The 24,677-nt window shown below is 71.4% G+C and carries 22 protein-coding genes and 1 tRNA gene; 11 read left to right on the top strand and 12 right to left on the bottom strand.

Annotation, left to right across the window (positions count from 1 at the left end; genetic code table 11):
• Positions 1 to 13 precede the first annotated feature (13 nt).
• The 6 genes from HNR07_RS02680 (at position 14) to HNR07_RS02705 (ending at position 7,097) form a co-directional block, all read left to right on the top strand.
• Complete coding sequence (locus HNR07_RS02680) at positions 14 to 1,432, top strand: aldehyde dehydrogenase family protein (protein ID WP_312893548.1); 1,419 nt, start codon at positions 14 to 16, stop codon at positions 1,430 to 1,432.
• A gap of 29 nt (positions 1,433 to 1,461) precedes the next feature.
• Complete coding sequence (locus HNR07_RS02685) at positions 1,462 to 2,226, top strand: 3-oxoacyl-ACP reductase (protein ID WP_184361467.1); 765 nt, start codon at positions 1,462 to 1,464, stop codon at positions 2,224 to 2,226.
• Positions 2,227 to 2,282: 56 nt separating this feature from the next.
• A complete protein-coding gene (locus HNR07_RS02690; protein WP_184361470.1) occupies positions 2,283 to 2,987 on the top strand; it encodes a gamma-glutamyl-gamma-aminobutyrate hydrolase family protein in 705 nt (234 codons plus the stop codon).
• Between the two features lie 320 nt (positions 2,988 to 3,307).
• Positions 3,308 to 5,140, top strand: coding sequence for a PQQ-binding-like beta-propeller repeat protein (locus HNR07_RS02695; protein ID WP_184361473.1), 1,833 nt, complete (start codon positions 3,308 to 3,310; stop codon positions 5,138 to 5,140).
• Positions 5,140 to 6,924: a PQQ-binding-like beta-propeller repeat protein gene (locus tag HNR07_RS02700; RefSeq protein ID WP_184361476.1), complete on the top strand. Its 1,785-nt coding sequence runs from the start codon at positions 5,140 to 5,142 to the stop codon at positions 6,922 to 6,924. Before HNR07_RS02695 ends, HNR07_RS02700 begins: the two co-directional genes overlap by 1 nt.
• A 99-nt stretch (positions 6,925 to 7,023) precedes the next feature.
• Positions 7,024 to 7,097: transfer RNA gene (locus tag HNR07_RS02705), tRNA-Pro, on the top strand.
• 292 nt (positions 7,098 to 7,389) lie between these two features.
• Here the strand turns inward: HNR07_RS02705 and HNR07_RS02710 are convergent.
• Positions 7,390 to 8,337, bottom strand: a complete 948-nt coding sequence (locus HNR07_RS02710) for an NAD(P)-dependent alcohol dehydrogenase (protein ID WP_184361479.1) — start codon at positions 8,335 to 8,337, stop codon at positions 7,390 to 7,392.
• Between the two features lie 85 nt (positions 8,338 to 8,422).
• Between HNR07_RS02710 and HNR07_RS02715 the strand changes: the two genes are divergently transcribed.
• On the top strand, positions 8,423 to 9,073 hold the full coding sequence (locus tag HNR07_RS02715) for a TetR/AcrR family transcriptional regulator (RefSeq protein WP_184361481.1): 651 nt from the start codon (positions 8,423 to 8,425) through the stop codon (positions 9,071 to 9,073).
• Between the two features lie 13 nt (positions 9,074 to 9,086).
• Here HNR07_RS02715 and HNR07_RS02720 read toward each other — a convergent pair whose 3' ends face one another.
• Positions 9,087 to 9,578: an SRPBCC family protein gene (locus tag HNR07_RS02720; protein ID WP_184361484.1), complete on the bottom strand. Its 492-nt coding sequence runs from the start codon at positions 9,576 to 9,578 to the stop codon at positions 9,087 to 9,089.
• A 227-nt stretch (positions 9,579 to 9,805) separates the two neighbouring features.
• Between HNR07_RS02720 and HNR07_RS02725 the strand changes: the two genes are divergently transcribed.
• On the top strand, positions 9,806 to 11,560 hold the full coding sequence (locus HNR07_RS02725; protein ID WP_184361487.1) for a PQQ-binding-like beta-propeller repeat protein: 1,755 nt from the start codon (positions 9,806 to 9,808) through the stop codon (positions 11,558 to 11,560).
• A 62-nt stretch (positions 11,561 to 11,622) separates the two neighbouring features.
• On the opposite strand, the gene HNR07_RS02730 is transcribed toward HNR07_RS02725, so the two are convergent.
• The 7 genes from HNR07_RS02730 to HNR07_RS02760 all read right to left on the bottom strand — a co-directional run bounded on the left by HNR07_RS02730 (position 11,623) and on the right by HNR07_RS02760 (position 17,865).
• Positions 11,623 to 12,573 carry an FkbM family methyltransferase gene (locus HNR07_RS02730; RefSeq protein WP_184361490.1) on the bottom strand — a complete coding sequence of 317 codons (951 nt, stop codon included), beginning with the start codon at positions 12,571 to 12,573 and terminating at the stop codon, positions 11,623 to 11,625.
• Positions 12,574 to 12,688: 115 nt separating this feature from the next.
• A complete protein-coding gene (locus HNR07_RS02735; protein WP_312893549.1) occupies positions 12,689 to 13,243 on the bottom strand; it encodes a TOPRIM nucleotidyl transferase/hydrolase domain-containing protein in 555 nt (184 codons plus the stop codon).
• A 172-nt stretch (positions 13,244 to 13,415) separates the two neighbouring features.
• Positions 13,416 to 13,853, bottom strand: coding sequence for a hypothetical protein (locus HNR07_RS02740; RefSeq protein ID WP_184361493.1), 438 nt, complete (start codon positions 13,851 to 13,853; stop codon positions 13,416 to 13,418).
• Positions 13,854 to 14,016: 163 nt separating this feature from the next.
• Complete coding sequence (locus HNR07_RS02745) at positions 14,017 to 15,258, bottom strand: helix-turn-helix domain-containing protein (protein WP_184361496.1); 1,242 nt, start codon at positions 15,256 to 15,258, stop codon at positions 14,017 to 14,019.
• A 234-nt stretch (positions 15,259 to 15,492) separates the two neighbouring features.
• Positions 15,493 to 15,969 carry a GNAT family N-acetyltransferase gene (locus HNR07_RS02750; protein ID WP_184361499.1) on the bottom strand — a complete coding sequence of 159 codons (477 nt, stop codon included), beginning with the start codon at positions 15,967 to 15,969 and terminating at the stop codon, positions 15,493 to 15,495.
• Positions 15,970 to 16,105: 136 nt separating this feature from the next.
• A complete protein-coding gene (locus HNR07_RS02755) occupies positions 16,106 to 17,257 on the bottom strand; it encodes a PrsW family intramembrane metalloprotease (RefSeq protein WP_184361502.1) in 1,152 nt (383 codons plus the stop codon).
• A complete protein-coding gene (locus HNR07_RS02760) occupies positions 17,254 to 17,865 on the bottom strand; it encodes a hypothetical protein (RefSeq protein ID WP_312893550.1) in 612 nt (203 codons plus the stop codon). Before HNR07_RS02760 ends, HNR07_RS02755 begins: the two co-directional genes overlap by 4 nt.
• A gap of 335 nt (positions 17,866 to 18,200) precedes the next feature.
• Here HNR07_RS02760 and HNR07_RS02765 point away from each other — a divergent pair, with 335 nt between their 5' ends.
• Positions 18,201 to 18,986, top strand: a complete 786-nt coding sequence (locus HNR07_RS02765; RefSeq protein WP_184361505.1) for a class I SAM-dependent methyltransferase — start codon at positions 18,201 to 18,203, stop codon at positions 18,984 to 18,986.
• A 174-nt stretch (positions 18,987 to 19,160) separates the two neighbouring features.
• Positions 19,161 to 19,691 carry a stealth conserved region 3 domain-containing protein gene (locus HNR07_RS02770; protein ID WP_312893551.1) on the top strand — a complete coding sequence of 177 codons (531 nt, stop codon included), beginning with the start codon at positions 19,161 to 19,163 and terminating at the stop codon, positions 19,689 to 19,691.
• 68 nt (positions 19,692 to 19,759) lie between these two features.
• Here HNR07_RS02770 and HNR07_RS02775 read toward each other — a convergent pair whose 3' ends face one another.
• Both HNR07_RS02775 and HNR07_RS02780 read right to left on the bottom strand, forming a co-directional pair.
• On the bottom strand, positions 19,760 to 21,205 hold the full coding sequence (locus tag HNR07_RS02775) for a WGR domain-containing protein (protein WP_184361508.1): 1,446 nt from the start codon (positions 21,203 to 21,205) through the stop codon (positions 19,760 to 19,762).
• Positions 21,206 to 21,480: 275 nt separating this feature from the next.
• Positions 21,481 to 22,422 (bottom strand): MBL fold metallo-hydrolase, encoded by a 942-nt coding sequence (locus tag HNR07_RS02780; RefSeq protein WP_184361511.1) that lies wholly within the window; start codon positions 22,420 to 22,422, stop codon positions 21,481 to 21,483.
• A gap of 300 nt (positions 22,423 to 22,722) precedes the next feature.
• On the opposite strand from HNR07_RS02780, the gene HNR07_RS02785 reads away from it, so the two are divergent.
• Positions 22,723 to 23,463 (top strand): maleylpyruvate isomerase family mycothiol-dependent enzyme, encoded by a 741-nt coding sequence (locus tag HNR07_RS02785; RefSeq protein ID WP_184361514.1) that lies wholly within the window; start codon positions 22,723 to 22,725, stop codon positions 23,461 to 23,463.
• Positions 23,464 to 23,615: 152 nt separating this feature from the next.
• Here HNR07_RS02785 and HNR07_RS02790 read toward each other — a convergent pair whose 3' ends face one another.
• Positions 23,616 to 24,458: an alpha/beta fold hydrolase gene (locus tag HNR07_RS02790; RefSeq protein WP_184361517.1), complete on the bottom strand. Its 843-nt coding sequence runs from the start codon at positions 24,456 to 24,458 to the stop codon at positions 23,616 to 23,618.
• Between the last annotated feature and the right edge of the window lie 219 nt (positions 24,459 to 24,677).

Here is a 24,677-nt window from a genome sequence, read left to right on the forward strand (position 1 = left end):
GAGGGGACAACCGGTGAACACTGACGAGAGCACACCGCCCAAACGGTCACGACGGTCCGAACCATACGAGCAGCGCGAACAGAAGGTGGTCGACCCGGCCAGCGGGGAGGTGGTGGCCACCGTCCCCCTGGCCTCCGAGGCCGAGACCGACGCCGCCGTCGCCCGCGCCGCCGCGGCCTTCCCCGCCTGGCGGGACACCCCGCCGGGCGAACGCGCCCGCCTGCTGCGCGCCGTGGCCGACCGCATCGACGCCCACACCGAGGAACTCGCCCAGCTGGAGGTCGCCAACGCCGGACACCCCGTCGGCCAGGCCCGCTGGGAGGCTGGTAACGCCAGGGACGTGTTCACCTACTTCTCGGCCGCACCCGAACGCGCTACCGGACGGCAGATCCCCGTTCCCGGCGGCTGGAGCGTCACCTTCGCCGACCCCCTCGGCGTGGTCGGCGTCATCGTCCCCTGGAACTTCCCGATGCCGGTCCTGTCCTGGGGCACCGCGCCAGCCCTGGCCGCGGGCAACACCGTCATCGTCAAACCCGCCGAACTCACCCCGCTCACCGCCCTGCGCATCGGTGAACTCGCCCGCGAGGCGGGCCTGCCCGACGGTGTCCTGCAGATCCTGCCCGGCGCCGGACCGGTGGCCGGAGCACGCCTGGTCCGCCACCCCGACGTCGCCAAGATCGTCTTCACCGGCTCCACCCGGGTGGGCAAGGGCATCATGGCGGCCGCCGCCGAGGACCTCACCCGCCTCACCCTCGAGCTCGGCGGCAAGAGCGCCAACATCGTCTTCGCCGACGCCGACCTGGACAAGGCCGCGGCCGCCGCGCCGATGGCCGCTTTCGACAACGCCGGACAGGACTGCTGCGCCCGCTCCCGCCTGCTCGTCCAGGCCGACGTGTACGAGCGCTTCCTGGAACTGCTGCGCCCGGCGGTGGAGGGGATCACCGTCGGCGACCCCCGCGACCCCGGCACCGGGATGGGTCCGCTGATCAGCGCCGCCCAGCGCGACCGCGTCGCCGCCTACGTGGATGGCGCCACCGTCCTCTTCCAGGGGAGTGCGCCCCGGGGGCCCGGTTTCTGGTTCCCGCCCACCGTGCTCGCCACCCACGACCCGGCCGAACCCGCCTTCCGCGAGGAGATCTTCGGCCCGGTCCTGTCCGTACTGCCCTTCGAGACCGAGGCCGACGCGGTGCGCATCGCCAACGACACCGCGTTCGGGCTGGCCGGATCGGTGTGGACCCGCGACGTCGGTCGGGCCCTGAGGGTCTCCCGGGCCGTCCGCGCCGGGAACCTGTCGGTGAACTCGCACTCGGCCGTGCGCTACTGGACGCCCTTCGGCGGCATGGGCCAGTCGGGTCTGGGCCGCGAACTGGGCCCGGACGCCCTGGACGCCTTCACCGAGACCAGGACCGTCTTCCTCTCCGACGACACCTGACCGCCCCACCCCTGAGCTGGAGGAACACCATGCAGCGATTCCAGGACCGCGTCGCCGTCATCACCGGGGCGGCGGGCGGTATCGGCCGCGCCACCGCGCTCCGCCTCTCGGAGGAGGGCGCCACCGTCATCGCCGTCGACCTCGACGAGGAGGGCGGCGGGAGCGTGGCCGAGGCCACCGGCGGCGCCTTCATCCGCGCCGACGTCACCGACGAAGCCGCGGTCGAAGCCCTCTTCGCCCGGGTCAGGGGCGAGTACGGCAGCGTGGACGCGGCTTTCAACAACGCCGGGATCTCACCGCCCGACGACGACTCCATCCTCACCACCAGCCTCGACACCTGGCGGCGGGTCCAGGAGGTCAACCTGACCTCCGTCTACCTTTGCTGCAAGTACGCCCTGCCGCACATGCGCGCACAGGGCAAGGGGGCGATCGTCAACACCGCGTCGTTCGTCGCCACCATGGGTGCCGCCACATCCCAGGTGTCCTACACCGCCAGCAAGGGCGGGGTACTCGCGCTCAGCCGCGAACTGGGCGTGCAGTTCGCCCGCGAGGGCATCCGGGTGAACGCGCTCTCTCCTGGGCCGGTGGACACACCCCTGCTGCGGGAACTGTTCGCCAAGGACCCCGAACGAGCCGCCCGCCGCCTGGTCCACGTCCCGCTGGGCCGTTTCGCCGAGGCCACCGAGATCGCCGCCGCGGTGGCCTTCCTGGCCAGCGACGACGCCTCGTTCGTCACGGCGTCCAACTTCCTCGTGGACGGCGGAATCTCCGGTGCCTACGTCACCCCGATCTAGGTCCCTCCCTGCCCCGCCCCCAGACCCCGAACGAGAACCTGTTGGAGGCCGTTCACATGCCACCGGTCGTCGGCATCACCGCCTACGCGGAGCAGGCCCGCTGGGGCGAGGCCTGGGACCTGCCCGCCACCCTGCTGCCCCGGCACTACGCGGACTCGGTCGCCGCCACCGGCGCTGTGCCCCTCCTGCTGCCTCCGGTCGCCGGGGTCACCGGGGCGCTGGGCCGGCTGGACGGGCTGCTGCTGGCCGGGGGCGGTGACATCGACCCCGGCCGCTACGGCGCCCCGACCGGAACGCACACCGCCGGGGTCCAGGCGGGCCGCGACACCGCCGAGGTGGATCTGCTGGCCGGAGCGCTCGCCCGCGGCTTGCCGGTCCTGGGGGTGTGCCGGGGGATGCAGCTGCTCAACGTCTGCCGCGGCGGCACCCTCAACCAGCACCTGCCCGACGTGGTGGGCCACACCGGGCACCGCCAGCGCACCGGGATCTTCGACACCCACCCGGTCACCGTCGCCGAGCACTCCCGCACCGCCCGGGTGCTGGGCCGCACCATGCTCGACGTACCCACCTACCACCACCAGTCCGTCGCCGACCTGGGCCGGAACGTCGCGGCCACCGCCTGGGCCGAGGACGGCACCATCGAGGCGATCGAGTACACCGACGTGTTCAACGTGCTCGGCGTGCAGTGGCATCCGGAGATGGGCACCGATCCCGCCCTCTTCACCTGGCTCACCGAACGCGCCGCCGAAGGAGCCACCTGACACCGTTGAAACCCAAGTGGGAGCCCCGCGGGTTCTGGAGCTCCACCACGAGTCTCGGGAGCGGCAGGGGTTCGCCTCCCTCCACCCACAGGGGTTTGAGGGGCGGTTCTGTGTCGCTTACCGCGGTGCGTGGTGGGGCAGGCGCCCGGACGGCTGTGAGGCCGTCCCGGCCAAGCCGGGGCGGGCTGGTGACGCTCCTGGTTCTCTGGCCCAGCCGGAGCAGGCTTCCGGGAGGCTGCTAGCTTCTCGTGGCGGAATGCGGCCTTTCGGGCGCGAGATCACGGAGTGGTGGGCGGTGTGGGGTGGCGTGCGAACGGCGCATGGAGAACGCCCTGTCCTGGGTCGGGGCGGGCGCGGTCGCGGGGGCGCTGCTCCTGGCGGCGGTGACCCTGGCCCTGCACCGGGCGGGCCAGGACACCGGGGTGATCGAGGAAGTCGGGTTGGCCTGGTTCTGGGCCTGCGTGCTCGGCGGGTTCGTCCTGGTGCTCGGGGTGCGGTGGAAGAACGTGCGTGCCGGCGAACCACCGGACGCGGAGAGGGGCTGGCACTACGCCCTCTGCCTGACCGGTACCGCGGTCCTCACAGCCCTCATCGCGGGCAACGGCGCGCTCCTGGGTGCGGACTCTCCTGCGATCGACGCGCTCTCCCCGACCGAGCTGAGGATGGCGGTCGTGGTCTGCGCTGTCCCCCTGGGCGTGCTGCTCATGTTGACCGTCGTGCGCCGACCGCTTCTGCCGCCCCGAAGCCGCTCTCTGCCGCCCTTCGCCGCGGGTGCGTTTGCCGTTGCCTTGGCCGGGACGTCCGTGCCGCTGGTCCTCGTCGACGAGGACCAGAGCGGCGTACGGCACGTCGTCGCCGAGGACCCGCCGGAGTCGGCGGCGCTCCCAGACCGGGTCAACCGGTCCGGCTGGGCCTGGGAACCCGAACCGTCGGGCACGATCGACCGGATCGTCCGGGGCGCTCACGGGCCCCTCGTGGTCCTCGACGACGGCGTGGTGTCTTTGGACGGGACCGACGGCACGGAGATCTGGTCGTACCGTGACCCCGCTGCCAGGGACGCCGCGGTCTGGGTAGGAAACGGACAGGTGCTCTTCACCCGTGTTCCGGAGCGGGACGAGGATGCCGCGGAACACGGCGGGAACGCACCCGAAGAGCAGTTCACCCGGGTGTTCGACATGGTGGACGGTGAACTGGTCACCGAGTTCAGCGTAGACACGGGTGAGACTTCACGGGGCGGTGCCCGTACTCTCGTGGGCTGGTCGGACGGTGTCCGTGTGCATTCCGACCGGCGCGATGGCGGCGAGCCGGACGAGGCGCCGGGGATGAGCGCCTGGGACGCGGAGTCCGGCGAGGAACTGTGGTACCGCGACCCGGGCCCCGAACCGGGGGCGGCCTGTGCAGGCGGACCGCCGCGGGTACGCGCCGAGACGGTCGTGTACGCCGTGGCCTGTGTCGATGAGGAGGATCTCACCGACAGTACACGGCAGATCGAATCCCTCATCCGTGACGAGGAACCCGACAAACGGTTCAGGGTGGTCGCCGTGGATCTGCGTACCGGCGAGGAGTTGTGGAGCTACGGGCTGGAGGGGGAGGAGGTCTTCGTTCCCGACCGGCCGTGGGCGGTTCCGGGGGCGGAGGGCCGGGGCAGTGTCATCGCCGTGCTGGGCCACTACCGATCCGACCCCGTCCTCCTGCTCGACCCGGAGAGCGGAGAGGAACTCATGTACCTGAGTGAGGACATGGTCGAGGCGGCGGAGGGCTTTTCCCAGGAGGCGGTCATCGACGTCGACGGCAGCGGCGTCACCATGCTGTTCTCCCGGTCGGGCGAGGGGTCCGAGGTCGACCGCATCGATCCGGACGGTCACCGTACTTCGCTGATCGGCGCGGGCGGTGCCCACGTCAGCCGTCACAGCCACAGGGCCGTACTGCCGGAGCAGGTGGTGTTCGCCGCTGATGAATCCCCGGAGACCGGGGACCGTGCCCAGGTCAGTGTCGCCTCGCACGGTGAGCTTTTCGGTGAGGGGCTGCGCAACCGGATCGTTCTGGAAACCCGGGCGAATGTGGGACAGCTCGTGGCTGTCCCCGGTGGCGTCGCGGCCCTAGTGGCCGAGCCGTACCACCAGGGCGCGCGGGTGGAAGGGCTGGTGCCGTGATGCGCTGGATCATTGCGGACACGGTCTGGCGGCTGATCTCCTGGGCGGGCACCGGGGCGGTCCTGGGCGGAGGGCTCGCGCTGGTCGTGGCCGCCGCACTGAGCCCCGAGGAGCGGTGGGACGGGGTCACTCCGCTGCTTCACTGGGGGCTGGGAGGCGCGGTCGTCCTGCTCGCCGTCGTCTGGGCTCTGCGCGGCGGTGAACAGCGGCCCGATTCAGGGTGGGACCGTCACCCGGGTGAGGGTTCGGGTCCGCTCCGTGCGGCGACCGTCCTCGTGGGGTGCCTGGCGGTGCTGGTGGCCCTGCGGGAGGTCCCGGCCGCCCGTACCCCGGTGCGCGCGTCGGGCGAGGGGGAGCCGCTGCCGGACGTCCTGGTGGACTTCGGAGCGATCTCCCACCTGTGGTACCTGGCTGCGCTCACGCTGCTGGCGGGCGCGCTGATGCTCGCAGCCTCCGGACGGCCCGAACCGCTGCGACCTGCCGGAGGATTGCCCCGTCGCCAGGCGATCCTGTCCGGAACCGCACCGATCGTCGTGATCGCGGTGCTCGCTTCTCCCGCGGTCCTGGAGCGGGACCGCTCCGTGCACACCCTTGCCGAACCGCTCACCGAGGTCGAGGCTTCCTCCTCGACCCACGGTGACGAGGTCACCTGGGTGTGGAAGCATCCCGAAGCGGGGTCGGCGGGTGAGGTCTCCGTGGCCGCGACGCATACCGGTGCGCTGGTTCAGGGCCCTGGGGGCGTGTGGGCCCTGGACAGTCGGGACGGCGCTGAACTCTGGCGGTTCCAACCGGTCGGTGAGGTTCTGCGGGCCGAGGTCACTCCTGACGGCGAACGTGTGGCGGTGCTGTACCGGGACGAGAGCGGCCCGGAGGGCGAGCAGCGGTCCGTGGCGGTGTTGGTCGCAGACACCGGCCAGTTGGTCGGTTATCACCGGGTCCGGAACGAGGTGGACCGGTTTCTCGTGACCGACCGCGCTTTCCTGCAAGTGGAGGAGAGCGGCCGCTTCACCGTCCGGGACCATGAATCCGGGGAGTCGGTCCGCTACCAGAGGGACCGAGGGTGCACGCAGACCGGCGCTCCGGTCGTCGCGGGTTCCAGGATCCTGGTCCCTGAGGAGTGCCCTTCGGACGAGGACGGCGCCGAGTCTGCAGGGGAGGATTACCACCAGCTGCGGGTGCTGACCGAGACCGGTGACACCTACGGCAGACGCACGATCCCCGGGCCCGCGGAGCGGGTGCTGTCCGCCCCCGACGGCTGGGCCGTGGTGGTTCACTACGGCGGTGACGAACCGGGTGCGCTGACCCTCCGCAGCCAGGTCACCGGTGTGACAGCCCGAGGTCTGCCCACCGAACCCGGCCGGGTGGTTCCCGTCGACGGGGAACTGCTGATGTACACCGAGTCCGACGAGGAAACCGACCAGGTCGAGTACCGCCTGGAGCGGCCGGTGGTCGGCAAACCGGGTGGAGAGGTCCCCGACACCGAGACCGTAGACAGCCTCGTGTTCGCCACCCCAGCCCCCGCTCCGGAGAGCGTCGCGGTGAACGCGGAGCTGTTCGCCGCCGTCCGCGCGGAGGGACCCGACGGGAACGGCCCGGCCAGCCTGCTCGTCGGTACCTGGGGTGCCGGCGGCATCGAGGTTCCGCTGGACTCGGCTGCTGGGGGCCTCGCCCCGGACGGCTCGGCCTTCGGGGTGGCGCTGGTCCCGCGGGCGATCGTGGTGTCCGGGTTCTCCGTCGGTGACCGTGCCCAGGTCATCGGGGTGGGTTCCGGTTCCGTGAGCTGATTGCCGCGCTGACCCCTGAGCCGGCCTGGTCTGAACGGCCCCGCCGATGCGGTAGGGTTTTACCTGTTGGCGGGGGCGGAAACGCCGTCGCTCAACGGACGGGACGTAGCGCAGTTTGGCAGCGCACTTGACTGGGGGTCAAGGGGTCGTGGGTTCAAATCCCGCCGTCCCGACAGAGCAGTAGCAGGAAAAGGGTCCGCCTGATGGTGGGCCCTTTTCCTGTTCCCCGGGCGGGGTTCGTTCGAGCTCGAACCGGGAACGAGCCGGGGCCGCCGTTCGGATCCGGTGGCCGCGCGCTCGCCTTCGCGCAGGGAGGTCATCGAGGCCACCTGGAACTGATCGCCGAGCAGGGGCAGACAACGTCAGCGTCCGCCACCTGGAGACTCCGCGCCTCTGATCCGGATCTTCGGCGCGGAGCCCGTCGATTCGGGGCGTGGGGCTCCAATGCCCGGGAACCGAAGGGTTTCAGGGGCGGACCAGCACGTTGCCGACCTTGCGCCCGGAGTCGACTCGCCGGTAGGCCGCGACGATCTCCTCGATGGGGACGATCCTGTCGGTGACCGAGGTCAGAGCGCCCTCGGCCACCAGCTCCAGCAGGAACGCGAAGTCCTCGGGGCGCTCCGGTGCGGCACCCGCCCGGACGTTCCCGCGGGCTGTGATCAGCTCCCACAGCCCGGCCGCGGCCAGGAGTAGCACGCCGCCGTCGTTGAGCAGCCTGCGTCCGGAGGCGGGGGAGAGGTTGCCGACGGTGTCCAGGACGACGTCGAACCGGTCGGTCAGTGAGGCCAGGCCGGTGCTCGTGTAGTCAACGGTGTGCTCTGCGCCCAGCTCGGTGACCAGGTCCAGGTTGGGCGTGCTCGCCACCCCGGTGACCCGCGCGCCGAAATGCCCGGCGAGCTGGACGGCGTTGGTGCCCACTGCCCCCGACGCCCCGTTGACCAGCACGGAGGCGCCCGGTTTCAGTGTGGCCTCGTCCCGCAGGAAGAACAGCGCTGTGGTCCCGCCGAACAGCACCCCGGCCGCGTCCTCGTGGCTCACCCCGGCGGGCTTGGGCACGGCCTGTGCGGCCGCGACCACCACGTACTCGGCGTGCGCGCCCATCCCTGGACCGGTCATGCCGCACACCTCGTCTCCGGGGGAGAGGTCGGTGACCCCCGCGCCGACGGCGTCCACGGTTCCGGAGAACACGTTGCCCAGAACCTTCCGCCGTGGCCCTCGCACCCCGAACATCAGCCGGGCCAGCGGGCCGAAGCCCTTAGGGAAGCGGGCGCCGCGGATCCGGGCGTCCCCCGCGGTGACCGCCGTGACGGCCACCCGCACGCGCACCTGCCCGGCCCGTGGTTCGGGGACGGGTAACTCCACGAGGCGGACCACGTCCGGAGCCCCGTACCTCTTGACGACCGCTGCCTTCATGGGAGCTCCCTTACACCTGTAAGCCACCTGTTCTGGAAAACGGTACTCTTACAGGTGTAAGTCCACAAGGGTCCGTGAGGTGGGAATGGTCGAGCGCCCAGCGCTGAACCGTGCGCGTGTGGTCCGGGCGGCGGTCGCGGTCGCCGATCGCCGCGGGCTGGCCGGGGTGAGCATGCGCAGTGTCGGCCGGGAACTGGGAGTGGAGGCGATGTCGCTCTACCACCACGTCTCAGGCAAGGAAGCCCTGCTCGACGCGATGGTGGACTGGATCTTCGTCCGCATCGAACTCCCGGGCACCGGACAGCCCTGGCGGCAGGCGATGGAGGACCGCTGCGCCTCGGCCCGCGCCGTGCTCGCCCGGCACCCGTGGGCGTTGGGGCTGATGGAGTCCCGTACCTCCCCGGGCCCGGCACTGCTGCACCACCACGACGCCGTGCTGGGCTGCCTGCGGGCCAACGGATTCCCGGTGCGCTTGGCGGCCCACGCCTACTCGGCGCTCGACTCCTACGTCTACGGGTTCGTCCTGACCGAACTGCACCTGCCCTTCGCGCCGGGCGAGGGAGCCGAGGAGTTCACCGCGGAACTCGCACCGCCCCCGGACCGCTACCCCCACCTGGCCGAGTTCATCACCGAGATGGTGGTCGGCCGGGAGTACGCCTACGGCGACGAGTTCTCCTACGGGCTGGCGCTCGTCCTGGACCAGCTGGAGCAACGGCTCGCCGATCAGCGTCCCTGACCAGAGCTTCTCGTCAGCGCTCCTGGTCAGCGGAGAACCTGGTCCGGTAGCGCGTGAGGAGCTCCTCGTCGGGGCCCGGCGCGGAAGTGGGCTCGCGCCCGTCCAGCACCGTGTCGAGGTCGCCCAGACAGGTGTCCCAACCAGCGGCGATGTTCGCGGTCCACTCGGGATCGGGGATGGTGTTGGACAGCCGGAGCAGACATCCCGCCCCGTCCTCCTCCAGGGTCCAGCGCAGGTCGTCACCGGACCAGTGGAAGGCCAGGAGCCGGGGCGGGTCGAACTCGGAGACGGGCGCGACCTCCGGTTCGTCGTCCTCCCCGGGGAAGGAGAAGGTGATGGTGCCCGCGGCAGCGTCCAGCTTCGGCTCGCCGGGGAACCACTGGGCGAGGGGCTCGTCGGTGGTCAGGGCGGCCCACACCGCGGAGCGGGGGTGGGCGTAGCGGCGGCTGAAGAACAGGGCCCGCGCGCCCTGCGGAGTGGTGCCCAGTCTGACTTCGGTGCTCATCGCGCCGGCCTTTCCCCTGTGCGTTCGGGTGTGGTTCTCAGGATGCTCTGTCCGCCGGGGCCCCGAGCGCCGACGCGCGGGAACCGGGTTCATCGGGGAGTCGGGCGCACCGGGGTTCACCGGACCCCGGGGACTCCGCCTGGGGGTGAACCCCGCTCGCTGCTATTTTTCCTCTGTCCTGCTTACTGACTTGCTTGTTGGCCGACGGTACGGGGAGGCGGTGACAGTTGACGCAGAAGAGGGCCGGGAACGCGCGAACGGTGCTCTCCTGGGCGGGTGCGGGGCTGGTGGCCGGCTCCCTCGTGACGGCCGCGATGGCTGCTTGGACCGGCTGGGGCTCCCTCTGGGACGAGTCCAGGGCTTGGTGGCTCTTTCCCGTGGCGGCAGCCGTCGTGGTCCTGTACCGCGGACTGACCCGACTCCTGGGCCCGGACCCCGAACGTATGAGCGGAATCGGCGCCTCGGGTGGTGTTCACCGGGGTCGGCTCCTCTCACTCGGGCCGTTCGTCCTGATCGGGCTGGTGCTGATCTGGTCCACCCTGCCCACCGGGGCGGCCGAGGCGCTCACGAAGCCCGGGGAGGAGTTCCGCGCCTCGCAGACGGCCGTGCGCCAGTGGCTCACCACCTGCGGGCTGACCCTGGGCTTCCTGTTCCTGCTGCCCTCGGGCGCCGCCCGGGCGCGGCCCAGGGCGCTGCCCCTGACCGGGTTGGGCGCCGGTGCCCTGGCCGTACTGCTACCCGGGGCGCTGGTCGGGCCGGTGCTCTTCCCGTACGAGCGCCACACGGTGGCGGAGCGGACGGGGGAGGCCGCTCCGGTCCCGGCCGCGGTGACCCGGCAGGGCTGGGCCTGGGTTCCCCCGGCGGGCACCGGGATCACCGAGGTGGTGGCCGGTACACACGGCCCGCTGGTCCTGCTCGCGGACGGAGCGGTCGCCCTGGACGGCCGGACCGGGGAGGAGCTGTGGACCTACCGCCTGCCGCACCCCGGGGTCGGTCCTGGATACGCCCGACAGTGGAACAACGGTGAGCGGGTTTGGGCCGACGGAGAGCTGGTCTACGTCGAGCATCCCGACGACATCACCCCCGAAGGGCCCAGGGTGGTCGCCCTGGACGCGCGCACCGGTGCGGTGGTCGAGGGCGACCACCCCGGCTTGGCGCAGGTGCGGGCCGACACCGAACAATGGCGTGCGGAGGCCAGTGTGGCCTGGTCACAGGTGGTGGGGGATGGCCCGGGCTGCCATCAGGCGCCGAGCCGCCCGTTCGGCGACCTGATGATCGGGGTGCTGGCCTGCGCCGAGCGGGCCGGGGACTTCGCCGGCTACAGCGGGCTGGCCTGGGCGCAGGACGGGCCGATCGACTTCGCCCTGGTGGCGGTCGACCCCGCGGCCGAGAGGGAACTCTGGCGCCGGGAGTGGTCGGCGCGGGACGGCGGCCGGGTCAGGTGGTTCGAGGCGCTCGCCGGGAGCGGGGACCCGGTCGCCGTACTCGAACCCGGACCGGGGCTCGCACCGGTCGGCCTGGACCCGGCCACCGGGGAGGAGGTCCTGGACTTCCCCGAGGGCCTCCTCCCCTGGGAGGGCGGCCCCTTCGGGCCGGTGCGGCTGCAAGCCGACACCTCCGGGCTGGTGGTCGTGGTGGAAACGGACGAGGAGACTACCCGTCTCCAGCGGTCCACCCCCGAGGGGGAGACCGTCGCGGCCGCGGTGCTCGACGAGGTGCCCTTCGCGGACACGGTGCCGCGCAGGGCCGCGGTGCTCGACGGCATGGTGCTCCTGCCGGTCGGGAGCGGACACGAACGGGGCCGACCCGCCCGGGTGCTCGCGGTCCCGCTCCCCGGAGCCGGAGGAGGCGGGGGAGAAGAGGCCGAGGAGGCCGATCTGGGTACCTATCCGCTGATCGACGTTCTGGCCGTTCCCGGGGCGGCCGTGGTGGTCGTCGGTGACCAGTACGGCCCCACGGGGCTGCGGGGACTGCTGCCCTGACCCGTGCCCGCCCTGCTGCGGGGCCGGTGTCCGCGGCTGTGCCGGTCGGTCCGCCGGTCTCCTCAGCCCTGGGCGGGCAAAGCATCGGCGCGCACCATCACGCAGTCGAACTCCAGCACCCGCCCGGTGCTCTCCTCCCGGGTGACCGGGTACATGCCGGTGATCTCGAAACCGTCCGCCTCATAGGTCCGGATCGCCTCGTCCATACGCGGCATGCCCTCGTAGATCTGCATCAGCGCCACCTCTGACTGCATTCCGACGAATTCCCGGATGCGCTCGCCCGCCCCGGCGTAGGCCTCCAGGTCGAAGCCCTGGGTGTCGAGCTTCAGGTAGGGGCGCGGGTCGGCGATACCGGCGAGGGCCTCGTCGAGGAGTCCGTCGAGGCGGCGCAGGATGATCTCCTGGGTCCGGGTCCTGCGGAACCGCTTGTACCGGGTGTTGCCGAACTCGGTCGGCCCCAGCATCGAACTCATGGAGCCGTGCACGACGTTGATGCTGTCCGTGCGGTCCTCCCGGCCCAGGGCGAACGGGCGCACCCACCAGTCCGGGTCGTCCTCGGTGACCCGCCGCAGCTTGTCGGCCACGGCGGCGACCGGCTCGAAGGAGACGATACGGCCCCGGTAGCCGTGCGCGCGTAGCTGCTGACCGTACTGCCCGATGTTGGCCCCCACGTCGAAGACGCAGTTCACCCGGTAGTGACGCAGTATCGAGGCGATGTGCCGCGCGCCCAGGTACTCCTGGGCCTTCTTGTGCAGCGCGAGCTCCGACGCCGGGGGCAGGTCCCGTGCCACGGACAGTGTCGCGCCGGGGCCGAGCGGCACGGGTTCGCGGACGGCCGCCGAGGTGCCCGCGGAACCGGCAGCGCCCCTGGTCACGGCCCAGGAGCGCTTGCCGCTCCGCGAGACGCGGTAGTCGCCGCGGCGTTCGAGGACCACGGCCCCGGGCCCGAGATCGTGCACGTTGACGTTGAACTTGGTGAGGAGTCCGAGCAGACGTCGCCGTAGCGTTGCCATGCCCCCAACGTATTCACGAACACGCCGAAGGCAACAGATCGCCGATCTGGTCGAGGCAGCGGCCGTGGCCCCGGCGGCGGTGGCGGCAGTGGTGGCGGTCAGCGGCTCGGCGGGCTCACCCGCGGTCGAGGGCGCGGACGAGGGGTTCGGGGACCAGGGTCGGCTCCAGCGCCTCCACGAGCACCCGGCCGTACCGGATCTTGCGCCCGCTGGTGGTGCCCAGGAAACGGCGCAGCTGCTGGTCGGCGGGGCGGCCGCGCTGCGCGGGCTGGTTCCGGAACGTGCGCAGCGAACGCAGCTCGTCCTGTTCGGCGATGACCCGCTCGACCTCAGCGACGCCCAGGGCGCGGATCAGTTCGTCCTCCAGATCGGCCACGCACACGTGGAAACCCTGGGGTTCCAACTCGGTGCCGAGCCCGGAGCGTCCGAGGGCCGCACGGAAGTGGTGCTCCTCGCCGGCGTCGCACAGACCGCCGAGCCGGAGCCCGAGGCCCCTGGGGCCGAGGCGCTCCACGAAGCGGTGGATGTTGGTGGCCCCGCCCATGGACACGACCACCGTGCGCCGCGCGCTCAGGTCGAGGCCGAGCCGGGCGGCGAGGGCCTCCAGCGCGGCACGGTCGCTCGCACCCTCGACGAGGATCACCGTCCGGGCCCGCTCCAGTTCGCTCACGGGCGCCACCCTACGGTCGGGTTCGGAGACGGCGCACCCGGTTTTCCCGGGTGCGAGGACCTGGACGCGGTGCCCGGACGAGGTTCCGTACAAGACTGCCGCCCTCGCTTCGGTGGCACTGCCCGCGTGCTCCGCCCCCGGCCTTCAGCGGAGCACACCCAATACCTGCTCCCTAGTACCGCGCCACCCCCGGTTTCCACAGGGTCGCCCGTTCCACCACGTAGACCTCCAGGTTGCTGATGCTCGCCCCGCACTCGGCATGGCGTTCGGTGGTGACCAGCGCGGAGGCGATGAGTTCGGCCCGGTGCCGCTCCTCGGCCTCGGTGTCACCCACCGGGATCACCTGCCGGACGTGGTGGCACAGCGCGCTCCCCTCGGTGTGCACCAGCCCCACCACGTACGTGCGCTTCCAGCGCCGTAGCGCTGCCTGGCGCGGGATCACGTACCGGTACCGGCAGCGCACCCGGCTGCCGTCGGGTAGCCCGGCCTCCGCCTGGTAGGTGATCGACCACCAGTTCTCGGCCACCGGCACGACCGGCGCGCGCATGGCCCGCGCCCATGCCTCCAGGGTCGACCGGTCCTTGGCCTCGATGGTGGCGGCGTCGCCCACGGCGCCCCCTGAGCTGTTGAACGGGCCCCGGGCACCCCCTTGCCCTGCCCGGGGCTCTGACGTTGTGTAACTCTAGGTAGTTGTCAAGATCCGAGGGGTACAGAATGTATCCCCGCGCCTTGGGTTCCCGCCGGTGCCTCCCAGGGGTAGATGCCCGGTCCGGTCAGGACAGCAAACCGATCCGTAGGGCCAGCCCGCCCGCCCGTTCCCGGCGCCGTGCCTGGCGTGACTCCAGTTCCTCCAATACCATCCGCCGGGCGAAGCCGTTGTACCGGGTCGTCTCCGGGGCGGCCTCGTGCGCCGCCTCCAGTACCCGCATGGCCTCCCCCGGCTGCCCCGCCAGATGATGGGCGCGGGCCTGCTCGATCCGGTGCCGGGCCCTGCGCGGCCGCGACGGGATCGCCTCCGCCGGGGCCCGTTCGGCCTGGCGCACCGCCTCGTGACCGCCGCGCAGCTCCACCGCCACGGTCACCGCGTGCGCGCCCAGCACCGGTCGGGAGAACGAGGTCACCGGGTGGTAGTAGGAGGGGGGCAGCCGTTCGGCCGCCCGGCGCGCGCTGTCCCAGTGCCGCCACGCCGTTCCGGCCTCCCCGCGCCGCGCCGCCGTGTACCCCGCCTCGAAGCGCAGCGAGCCCCAGACGGCCAGTACGTCCCGGTTCCCGTCCGGCAGGTGCCGGATCAAATGGCGGCTGGCGTCCTCGGTGACCGTGTCGGCGGCCTCCCAGTCGCCCGCGTCCCGGTGCGCCTGGGCCAGCAGCCAGGCGGCCACCCCCAGCGCGTGCGGGTCCTCGGCCTCCTGCGCGGCCACCATGCCGCGCTCGGCCACCCGCCACAGCAGACTCTGCGCGGGTTGGTAGGCGATGAAGAACTGCGCGAGCGAGCACACCTCCGACAGCACCGACTGCGCCGAGGCCCGTGCGGCCCCGTCCTCGGCCTGGCGCACCGCCCGCTGCGCGTCCTCGAACAACCCGGGCAGCAACCGTCCCACCACCTCCCGGTGGTTGGGTGCCGAGTGCCGGGCCCGCCAGGCCCCGGCCAGCCGGGCGCGCAACTCTTCTGTCGGCGGGGCGGGCCCCTCGTCCGACCCGGGCAGGGCGTTGACCGCCGCCCGCACCCTCGGCAGCAGGGTGTGGCCCGGACCGGTGAACAGCTCCACCGGAACGGACTGCTCACCGGTGAGCTCGGCGAGGTCGCGGATCCGCAGCGCCTCGACCAGGCGCAGCAGGATCGGGAGTTTCGGAGTGCCCAGACGGCCGGTCTCCACGGCCTTGACCCACGAGGCCGAGCGGCCCACCAGTCCGCCCAGCACCTCCCTGGTCAGGCCGCGCCTGGTGCGGTTCAGTCTGAGACGGGTACCGAAGGAGACCTCGACCTCGTGTGGGTCCGGGGTGCCGTCCACGGGCATCGCGTTGCCGTCCTTCCCTGGGGGGCCGCGGAGTCCAGGGTACGAGGGCGCCTCCGACCCCGGGGCGGGAACGGCCGAACCTCCCCCTGTCGGGCCCCTTCCGCCGCCCATCCTTCCTTCGAACCCCCTCTGGCCTGGGCTGACACCTCTTTCAGGCCTCCGGTGGGTGAGAGGACCGGCCAGCGGACGAAGCGGGGGTCCGTGCGGCCCGCTCGCCGCGCGGCAAGCGCCCGGTCAGTTAGCGGCAGTGGTGCCGTGCCCGGTCTGCAGGAGGAGCGGGGACACGGCGAACCCGTGGCGGGTGTAGGCGGAGACCGCCCGGTCGCTGGAGTGGACGGTCACCCGCTCCACCCCGAGCTCTCGGGCCAGTTCCAGCACCGCCTCGACCAGCTGACCGCCCAGGCCGCCGCCGCGCAGCTCCGGGCGCATGTACACGCACTGCACGTCCGCCGAGGCCCGCTCGAACGATCGCGGCTGCGGCACGCGCGGGGTGACGGCCAGCCAGGCCATGCCGACGACCGACCCGCCCAGGGCCGCGACGAAGCAGTGGTGGGAGCCCTGGTGCTGTTTCGCCCAGTCCACGAAGCGGGGTGCGAACTCGTCGAGCGTCAGGTCGGGGGTGCCGCGGTTCTCCTGTTCCCACAGCCACCGGAGTTCGGCGACGGCGTGTAGGTCCTCGGGGCCGGCGGTGCGGATGACGATATCGGTCATGCCCCGATTGTGCATCAGCGGCCCGGAACGGTCACTGGGATTCTCCGGTGCCCGAAGGCTCTGGACGCGGGGGCTCCGGACACGGCGGAGCCCCCGGACCGTTGGGCTCCGAGGGCTCCAGGGCTCCAGCGTTCTCTCAGCCGCGGTACTCCGACGCACGGTCCTCGGCCGCCGCCACCATCTGTTCCTGCCGGGCACGGACCGCGGGCCGCTCCGGGTGCGCCACCCGGCCCAGTTCGCTGCGGCGGCCGTGGCGGTTGGCCAGGGCCACCGCCGACGAACGGCGGATGCCCAGCTCCTCGCCCTGCTCGGCCAAGGACTGGCGTACCCGGCCGCGGTAGGCGTGCCGCGCCACGAAGTACACGACCACGGCGGCCAGGAACACGGTCAGGGTCTTGACGAGGACCCCGAGGAGGTTCCCCATCAGCGGTGAGTCGAAGAACCAGTGCACGCCCATCGCCAACAGCAGCAGGAGCAGCGCACCCGCCCCCCGGCGGGCTCCGGGCCGCCAGGCCGCGGCGGCCAGCAGCCCGATCGCGGTACCCGCCACGGCCGACATCGCCCAGTGCGAGCCCAGCCCGGTGAGGCCTACCCGCAGGAAGAGCGTCTGGACCACCGAGGCCACCCCGTCGGTGGCCCCCTGCATGGTGATCGTGTTGAGCGCGTAGGTGAGATCCTCCACCAACTGGAACCCCAGGCCCACCAGGGCACCCATGATGAAGCCGTCGACCGGTCCGCGCACCGCGCGCGGGGCGATGACCGCGATCAGCACGACCCCGATGACCTTGAACAGCTCCTCGTTGACCGGCGCGGTCAGCGCCGCACCCCAGGTGGAGCCGAACTCCAGGCCGCCAGCCCGGGACCACGCGGACATCAGCTGGTGGTTGGCGACCAGGGCCAGCCCGATCGCTCCGGTCATGCCCCAGACCAGGGCCAGCAACGAGAACGTCAGGCTCGGGGCCCGGACCGGGCGGATGCGGCGCAGGATCCAGAACCCGAGTACCCCCACCCCCGCCAGCAGGACCATCGAGACCACGGCTTCGACGGTGAAGACCCGGATCGCTCCGGTGAAATTCAGCAGGGTGTAGCCGAAACCGCCCAGACAGAGCACTGCGAAGAGCACCATGGCGACCAGGCTCGGCAGACGTTGCGTGCGCGGCGGTCCCGGGGCCGTTCTCTGCCCGGGCAGGCGTTCGGTGCCCTCGTGGCCCTGCCCGGACTCCCGTGGGGTGGGCACCTGGCCGCCAGTGGTGGACGGAACACGGGGTTCGGGGTGTGCCTGGCTCATGAGGTGCCTCCGGAGGACCGGTCGAACCGGAGCGACTGGAGCAGTTTCTCCGCGTCGGCGAGTTCGGTCTGGCTGGCCTCGGCGCCGAAGACCTGTGCCTCCACCGCGAAGTCCTCGCGCGGGGCGGGGAAGACGGTCGCCGAACCGGTGTGCTGCCGGATGTGCATGTCGCCGGTGAGCCCCTCCGCGCCGCTCTCCGAGGTGATGGGTTGCGGTTCGCCCAGAGCCGCCGAGGCGTCACTGACCCGGACGATGTCGCGCATGCCCTCCCACAGTTCGGTGGCGGTGGCGCTCTCCACCGGCTGCACCACGCTCACGATGAGGTTCACCGGCCCCTTGGTGAAGAGGTACTGCTGGCCCTGGGAACTGGAGCCCGTATCGAGCTCCCAGCCGTCGTCGAAGGTCACCGAGGCCTCGTGCGTTTCGCCGGACCCGAGCACCATGCTCTGGCCCTCGGCCATCTCCTCGGTCTCGGGCAGAGCCGAGTTCACCAGCGCCCACCCCCCGGTCAGTACCGCGACCACTACCGGGGTGACCCCCAACGGGAACCAGTTGCTCCGCGGCCCCCGCGGTCTGGCATGGCGCGGCTGCGCGCTCTCCTCCGCCATCGTGCCCCCATCCCTGTGTTCGTCCGGACGACCTGTCTGTGCAACAGCGAAACACCCGAAGAAGGGCGTACAGTCGAAAAAAGGGATGCTTGGCGCATATTTGCGGTGATTTCACCCGGGCAGGGGGTGGTGCGACCAGCGCTTTGCCTCCGAAGCCGCGGTGGGACCGCTCCGCGGTGGTCGGTGGAGCCCCGGCGGTCCTCGAAAAGCGCCGGCTACGCGTTGGCCGAAGTCAGCCGCCGTCAGTGGGCTTGCCCCCTTTTGTAGGGGAGCCCACCCGTGATGGAATGCCACCCCAGCGTGACGGCCTACCGACGGAAGAGCACGGGAAACCGATGCCGAAGCAGCCCACCGATTCTCTCAACGCGGATCGCTCCTCACTCAGCCACCGGATCCGCTACGCGTTGCGCCACCCCGGGCGGATCGGCCCCTACGTGCTCCGCTCCGTGCGCGACCTGCGACTCCGCCTCACCCACCGCGACCACGTCTCCTACTACCGCGCGGTGATGGCCTCCGACGCCGCCCGCGACCCCAAGGCGGCGGTCGGCAGCCACAACGAGGAGCGCTGGCTCGCCCTCGGCGCGATGCAGTTCGACTACCTCGTCGAACACGGACTCAAGCCCAGCCACCGGATGCTCGACATCGGTTGCGGCAACCTCCGGGCGGGCTGGCGCTTCATCGACTACCTGGACACCGGCGGCTACTACGGCATCGACATCTCCCCGGACATCCTGGTCGCGGGCAAGAAGGTCCTCGCCGAACGCGGCCTCCAGCACAAACTGCCGTACCTGACCCTCACCCAGGACCTGACCTTCGACTTCCTCCCCGAAGGCGCCTTCGACGTCGTCCACGCGCACAGCGTCTTCTCGCACTCACCCCTGGACGTGATCGACGAGTGCCTGGCCCACGTGGGCAGGGTGCTCGCCCCGGGCGGGTTCTTCGACTTCACCTTCGACCGCACGGAGGGGGCCGAACACCACGTGCTGCGGGAGGACTTCTACTACCGCACCGAGACCCTGGTCGACCTCGCCGCCGAGCACGGGCTGCGGGCACGCTTCATGGAGGACTGGGAGGAGCGGCCGCACGGCCAGTCCAAGATCCGGGTCACCGCCCCGGACTGATCCGTCACCCTGAGCGGAGGTTGTGAACGCATCAGGTCACCAAGCGGCCTGTCCGGTCGCGATTCGGTCGCAGGTGGGTCTTTGTTCAGTTTCTCGTGCGTGATCGTGTCATCCGGGCGAGTGAATCGCGGGTCAGGACAGTGTGGTCTCCGAGCACCATCCCCCCAGATCGGTGTGGGTCCGCCCATCCCGGAGGAGGTGGCGCCCAACTGGGCCGGGAAGAACGCCCGCGAACTCTTCCTGGAGTCCTTCGGCGCGACCATCACCCACAAGATCCGGCACGCTCCCTTCCCGCAGATCCGCGCAGTGCACCGGGAACTGGAGGAGCGGTACCGCGAGGACGTGGAACGCACCGCCGCCTCCCGGTTCCGGCACCCGGACGACATCGCCATGGCCACCACGCTGCACCAGTACTACGCCCTGCTCAGCGGCTACGGGGTGCGCGGTGAGTACCGGACCAGATACGTGGACATCGGCACCAACACCGCGGCTGACCGGCTCGCCGCACTGGCCGCGGGGGATCCGGCGGAGGGGGAGTACGACTTCCTCTGCCTCAACGACTTCGACACCCCGCCCGAACGCCAGGAGGCGGTGAGCCGCATGGTCCGTGACTTCCTGGAGCGCCGCTTCCCCTCCCCCTCCCGCTTCGAGAAGGAGAGCGAGCCGGTTGGCGGCCCCGAACCGGGGATCTCCGTAGCCGCCTGACCCGCCCGGCCTGAACCGGTGACTCGTAGGGAACCCGTGCCCGCACGGGCCCCGATCGTGTCTCGGGGTCAGCGCAGGCGGCGGATGTCGCCTCGAACGCGGTAGAAACCGCCGCTGGTGGAGGTGAGGACCTCGCCCACGACGTAGCGGGCGCCCGGGTGCCGGATGTCTTTGGGGAACTGCACCCTCAGCGAGGGGTCGTAGCCGTCGGAGACCACGCGCACGCGCAGTCGGCCGCCCTCGTTCACGCACTCCACGACGATCCCGTCGGCGTCGGAGATCTCGGCCGCGCGGACGGTTTCCAGTTCGGTGGCGGGGGTGACCGCGTCCCAGGCCGGAGCCTTGACGCAGACCGGCTCCGGGACGCTGCCCCGCTCGGCGGCCATGATGGCGGACTCAGACGCGTCGATGCAGGCCAGGGAGCCGTCGGTGGTGACGATGTAGAGCCGGTCCTGGTGGAACTGCATCGAGTAGGCCGAGCCGCACCCCGTCGCCAGCTTCCACAGGCGGCGGCCGTCCCGGGCGAAGCAGTAGACCGAGGAGTGATTGTCACCCGCGAAGACGTAGCGGCCGTCCGGGGAGGCCGCGCAGGAGAAGACAGCGCCGTCGCAGCGGTAGGTCGACCGGTGTTCCCCGTTCTTGCCGATGCGGTCCACGGAGTTGCGGGCGGTGGCGGCGAAGACCTCACCGCCCTCCTGCCAGCCGAACAGCACCGCGCCGCTGGTCGGCACTGACCAGCGCTCGTCTCCGGTGCGCGCGTCGTACATGGTCACGCCCCGGGAGTGGCCGTGGTAGACACCGGCCTCGTCGTGGCGGACCATCCACGCGGAGTTGCCCGTGCTGCGCCGCGCCCACTGGAACTCGTCCTCGTGGTCGATCACGGTGATCCGGCCCGCGACGTCGGAGACTCCCAGCACGCCGTCGTGGATATCCAGCCAGTAGATGTCCACGTCCTCGGCGATCTCGTACGCCACGTGCGGGATCTTCGCGCCCAGGTCGTAGACCTTGCCGTCGTCACAGCCCGCGTAGATCCAGAAGTCGTCGGCCACGATGCACTTGACGCCGTCCGGCAGGCCGTAGCGGGCGGTGACCTCGCCCTGGTGGGACAGGGTGTACACGTCTCCCCGCTCGTTGCCGACCCAGCAGCGCTCGTCGTCGACGAAGATGCCGAAGGCGGGACTGCCCGAGCGGAACCGCCACAGCACCGGGGCCTGACGCGCGGTCGACCGCTGGCTGACGATGCTCCGCCTGGTCACGGCGCGTCGCTTGCGGACCCCGGCCACCGCGGGCTCGTACCCCTTGCGCCGCTTCTCGGCGATCTTCTTCGCCGCCGTGGCCTCGGCCTTGGCGACCGTGGCGTGGCCCGCGGTGCGCGACTGGCCGGACTCGCCGATCCGCCCGTAGCGGATGGTGACGTCGGTGCCGTCCACGATGACCTCGTAGAACTTGTGCGCGCCGCCGCCTTCTTCCGAAAGCTCCAGGTAGGTGCGGGTGCTGAGGCTGCTGGAGGTCATGGACTTCCCTTCGGCTGGGTTTCGGGCACGCCGAAGGAGCGGCGGGCACCGAGGGGGAGAGGGGCAGGGGGAGGGCGGACGGCAGGGGAGGACCCACAGTCCGGATGGAGGCCTTGTCGACTGGTTCCCAACCTACGGGCCGGTACCGACAATCCAGCGTCTGCGCGGCTCAGGGCCGCATCCCGAAGCCAGCCCCGTGCTCCGCTCCGGTACCGATCCCGCAACCGCCTCCCGAGATCAGGCTCCTGTTCCCACGCCGTTCACCGTGTCGGCCTTCACAGCGTGGTGGGCATCGGGCCGCCGTTCCACTCGACCGTGTCCGTCAGGGACCGGGCCAGGTCCAGGGGCTCCCCGGACAGGTCCGCCATGGCGCGGTGGAGGTTCATGACGATCCGTTCGGCGTCCGCCCAGCCCGCGAACTCTCCGAGGCCGGTGGTGCGCGCGCACTCCAGAGGGGTGCGGCCCTCGCGGACGGCGTTCCCGGCGATCTGGAGCACGAACCGGTAGTAACGCTCGTGGGCGGCCAGGACCCCGTCCAGTTCGGTGCCGGTCAGGACCGGGCCGTGGCCGGGCACCACGTGGTCCGGGGCGAAGGAGCGCACCCACTCCAGGGAGCGCAGCGCGCCGTCGAGCGAGCCCATGAGCACCAGCGGGGTCAGCCCGTGGAAGAGCAGGTCACCGGTGAACAGGACCCGCTCCCCGGGCAGCCAGGCCACCACGTCGCCGGGCGTGTGCGCGGTGTACCCCGGATGGTGCAGGTCCACCCGGCGCCCGCCCAGGTGGAGGGTGAGCTCGCGGTCCATGGTGAGGGACGGGAGCCTGCGGGTGACCGCGCCCCAGTCGGGGACGGGGTCCCAGACCGCAGGCGGGTTCTCGAACAGGGGGTCCGCGCTGAGCGCCTCGCGCATGGCGGTCTGGCCGATGAGCACGGTGGTGTCGGGGAGTAGGCTGTTGCCGTAGGTGTGGTCGCCGTGCTGGTGGGTGTTGACCGCCCAGCGGATCGGCGCGCCTGCCGTGGCCGTGCCGAGCGCGTCCAGAAAGCGTCGGGTCCGGGTCTCGGTCGCGCAGGTGTCCACCACCAGCACACCGTCCTCACCGGCCACGGCGCCCGCGTTGTTCACCCACCAGGTGCCGTCCGGCTGCACCCACGCGTACACCCCGTCGACGATCTCGCTCAACGCCCCGGCCCGTGGCCCGATCGGTACGGCCTCTCCCATGGCGGTTTCCTCGCTCCCTGTGGTCGCCTGTGCCCGGTGCGGCAGCAGCCTAGCCCGAGGTCCCGTGCGAGAAGGGCGCTCCACTCGATTTCACTGGTCCACCAGGGAAGGTATGCACCTGTTCCCTGCGGTTTCGGGAGGCCTCAGGGATCGGATGATCGCAGCCACAGGGAACCACGGCTCCGCCTTCCCCCGTCTGCGGGGCTCAGTCCCGGAGACCGCCCACGGGCTGGCGCCCTGACCAGGACCGGCCTGTGGAAAACCGGACTTGGATCACTCCGGGGTGCTAACGTCCCGGACATGGACACCCCCCGATACCTCACGGTTCTCCGCGAGAGCGGGACTCTCCTCGCCGACGCGGCCGAGGACAGACCCCACGCACACGTGCCCACCTGCCCCGAGTGGAACGTCGCCGACCTCGTCTGGCATGTCGGCGAGGTCCATCACTTCTGGAGATCGATCGCCTCCGGAGAGATCAAGGACCCCGACGACGGCTACGTGTCGCCAGAGCGGCCCAAGGACGAGGACCTCCTGCCCTGGTACCGGGAGGGGCTGGCCGAAACGCTCACCGTGCTCACCGAGCTCGATCCCGAGGAGCCCCGCTGGACGTGGGCCCCGCAGAAGGACGTGGCGTTCATCCAGAGACGGATGGCCCACGAGACCGCCGTGCACGCCTGGGACGTGCTCAACGCGATCGGCAGCCGTGCGCCGTTACCCGCCGACGTGGCCGCCGACGGGGTGGACGAGTTCCTCTCCTTCTTCCTGGGCCTGGCCGAGATGCTGGGCCTGCCCCGGGAGCCGGTCGGACCGGTCGGGACGGTGCTGTTGAGCGCGACCGACACCGGACAGGTCTGGTCGGTGGACCACACCGGTCAGCACTGGCGGGTCAGCCGCAGCCAGACACGGGCCGGTACCGCGGTCGGGGGAACCGCCTCCGACTTGCTGCTCGCCCTGTGGCGGCGGACCGGCAGCGAAGGCCTCAGTATCACGGGTGATGAGGAGGCCTTCGCGCGCTTCCTCAGAGCCGCCGAAACCGAGTAACCGGCCCGACCCGGGGGAGGGGCGAGAGGCTGGTCGGGTTTGGTCAAGACAGAGTGCCCGCGGTGAGGCAAGCACCAGGAGAGGGGAGCACCTGGGGCAGGAGCGCTGGTGAGAGGCGCTCACCGGTCATGAGGTCCCGCGAACCCCGGCGGTCAGCGGTCGAGGAAGTCCGCGACCGTCCGGACGAAGAAATCCGGGTCGTCCAGCCAGGGGAAGTGGCCGCCGCCCGGCTGCACCGCCAACTCGCCGTCGGCGAACAACTCCGCGATCTGCGCACCCACCCTGGGAATCGGAGCGCTGTCCAGTTCGCCCGCCACCACCAGTACACGGACATCCCACGACTCGGCGATCGCGCGGGCCCCGTCCGGATCGAAGGCGTCCCAGGGCGAGAAGAGCCTGGCCGCTTCCTTGTTGGTCTGGGCCGCGTCGCCGGCCGCGTGCTCGCGGGCGGCCTCGTCCCAGCGTCCGTAGAAGAACGGCGTCATCGCCTCCCAGTCCGCGTCCGAGTCCGACCCGTCCATCAGGTTCTGGTACGCCTGGAACGCCTCCGCATGCCAGGGCTCCCCCACCCGCAGGGCGGCCCGCTCGTCGCGGTGCTCGCGGGTGAACTCCACCCCGAGGGGGCGGGATCGGGCGGTCACCAGGGTGAGGGTTCGGACGCGGTCCGGGTGCGCGAGCGCGTACAGCAGCCCCAGGTCGCCGGCGGCGGAGTGGGCGAGCAGGTCCACCCGGTCCAGACCCAGGTGTACGCGCAGGGCCTCGATATCGCCGACCTGCCGGTCGCAGCGGTAGCTGGCCGGGTCCGCGGGTTCGGCGGAGTCACCGGTACCGCGCAGGTCGAGCAGGACCAGTCGGCGCCGGTTCGACAGCCCGCCGAGGTCACCAAGGTAGACGGAGGCGCGCATGGGGCCGCCGGGCAGACAGAGCAGGGGTTCGCCCCGGCCTTCGAGGCGGTAGGCGAGTTCGGTCCCGTCCGGGGCGGTGAGAGTCGGCATGGCGAGATCCTTTCCCCGCAGGGTTCGGAACAGCAAGTGGTTTGTCCACGTTGGTTCGGCCACAACTGGTGGCAGGGGGATCCTCGGGGTTGAGGGTGAGAGGGCAGATCAGTAGGCGGCCCAGCATGCGCGGGCGCATCCGGTGATGAACCCCGTCTGCCGGGTGACACCGGTCCGTATCAACCGGGGCCGTGAAAACACCGTGCCGTGGTGACAGGG

The sequence above is a fragment of the Nocardiopsis metallicus genome, assembly GCF_014201115.1.
Lineage (GTDB): Bacteria > Actinomycetota > Actinomycetes > Streptosporangiales > Streptosporangiaceae > Nocardiopsis > Nocardiopsis metallicus.

Excerpts from the sequence above, each read along its gene's own strand:
- HNR07_RS02745 (WP_184361496.1), bottom strand. The coding sequence starts at position 15,258 with ATGCCCGTGGACGGCACCCCGGACCCACACGAGGTCGAGGTCTCCTTC.
- HNR07_RS02715 (WP_184361481.1), top strand. The coding sequence starts at position 8,423 with ATGGTCGAGCGCCCAGCGCTGAACCGTGCGCGTGTGGTCCGGGCGGCG.
- HNR07_RS02785 (WP_184361514.1), top strand. The coding sequence starts at position 22,723 with ATGGACACCCCCCGATACCTCACGGTTCTCCGCGAGAGCGGGACTCTC.
- HNR07_RS02760 (WP_312893550.1), bottom strand. The coding sequence starts at position 17,865 with ATGGCGGAGGAGAGCGCGCAGCCGCGCCATGCCAGACCGCGGGGGCCG.
- HNR07_RS02690 (WP_184361470.1), top strand. The coding sequence starts at position 2,283 with ATGCCACCGGTCGTCGGCATCACCGCCTACGCGGAGCAGGCCCGCTGG.
- HNR07_RS02765 (WP_184361505.1), top strand. The coding sequence starts at position 18,201 with ATGCCGAAGCAGCCCACCGATTCTCTCAACGCGGATCGCTCCTCACTC.
- HNR07_RS02720 (WP_184361484.1), bottom strand. The coding sequence starts at position 9,578 with ATGAGCACCGAAGTCAGACTGGGCACCACTCCGCAGGGCGCGCGGGCC.
- HNR07_RS02730 (WP_184361490.1), bottom strand. The coding sequence starts at position 12,573 with ATGGCAACGCTACGGCGACGTCTGCTCGGACTCCTCACCAAGTTCAAC.
- HNR07_RS02750 (WP_184361499.1), bottom strand. The coding sequence starts at position 15,969 with ATGACCGATATCGTCATCCGCACCGCCGGCCCCGAGGACCTACACGCC.
- HNR07_RS02700 (WP_184361476.1), top strand. The coding sequence starts at position 5,140 with ATGCGCTGGATCATTGCGGACACGGTCTGGCGGCTGATCTCCTGGGCG.
- HNR07_RS02685 (WP_184361467.1), top strand. The coding sequence starts at position 1,462 with ATGCAGCGATTCCAGGACCGCGTCGCCGTCATCACCGGGGCGGCGGGC.
- HNR07_RS02780 (WP_184361511.1), bottom strand. The coding sequence starts at position 22,422 with ATGGGAGAGGCCGTACCGATCGGGCCACGGGCCGGGGCGTTGAGCGAG.
- HNR07_RS02710 (WP_184361479.1), bottom strand. The coding sequence starts at position 8,337 with ATGAAGGCAGCGGTCGTCAAGAGGTACGGGGCTCCGGACGTGGTCCGC.
- HNR07_RS02755 (WP_184361502.1), bottom strand. The coding sequence starts at position 17,257 with ATGAGCCAGGCACACCCCGAACCCCGTGTTCCGTCCACCACTGGCGGC.
- HNR07_RS02775 (WP_184361508.1), bottom strand. The coding sequence starts at position 21,205 with ATGACCTCCAGCAGCCTCAGCACCCGCACCTACCTGGAGCTTTCGGAA.
- HNR07_RS02695 (WP_184361473.1), top strand. The coding sequence starts at position 3,308 with ATGGAGAACGCCCTGTCCTGGGTCGGGGCGGGCGCGGTCGCGGGGGCG.
- HNR07_RS02790 (WP_184361517.1), bottom strand. The coding sequence starts at position 24,458 with ATGCCGACTCTCACCGCCCCGGACGGGACCGAACTCGCCTACCGCCTC.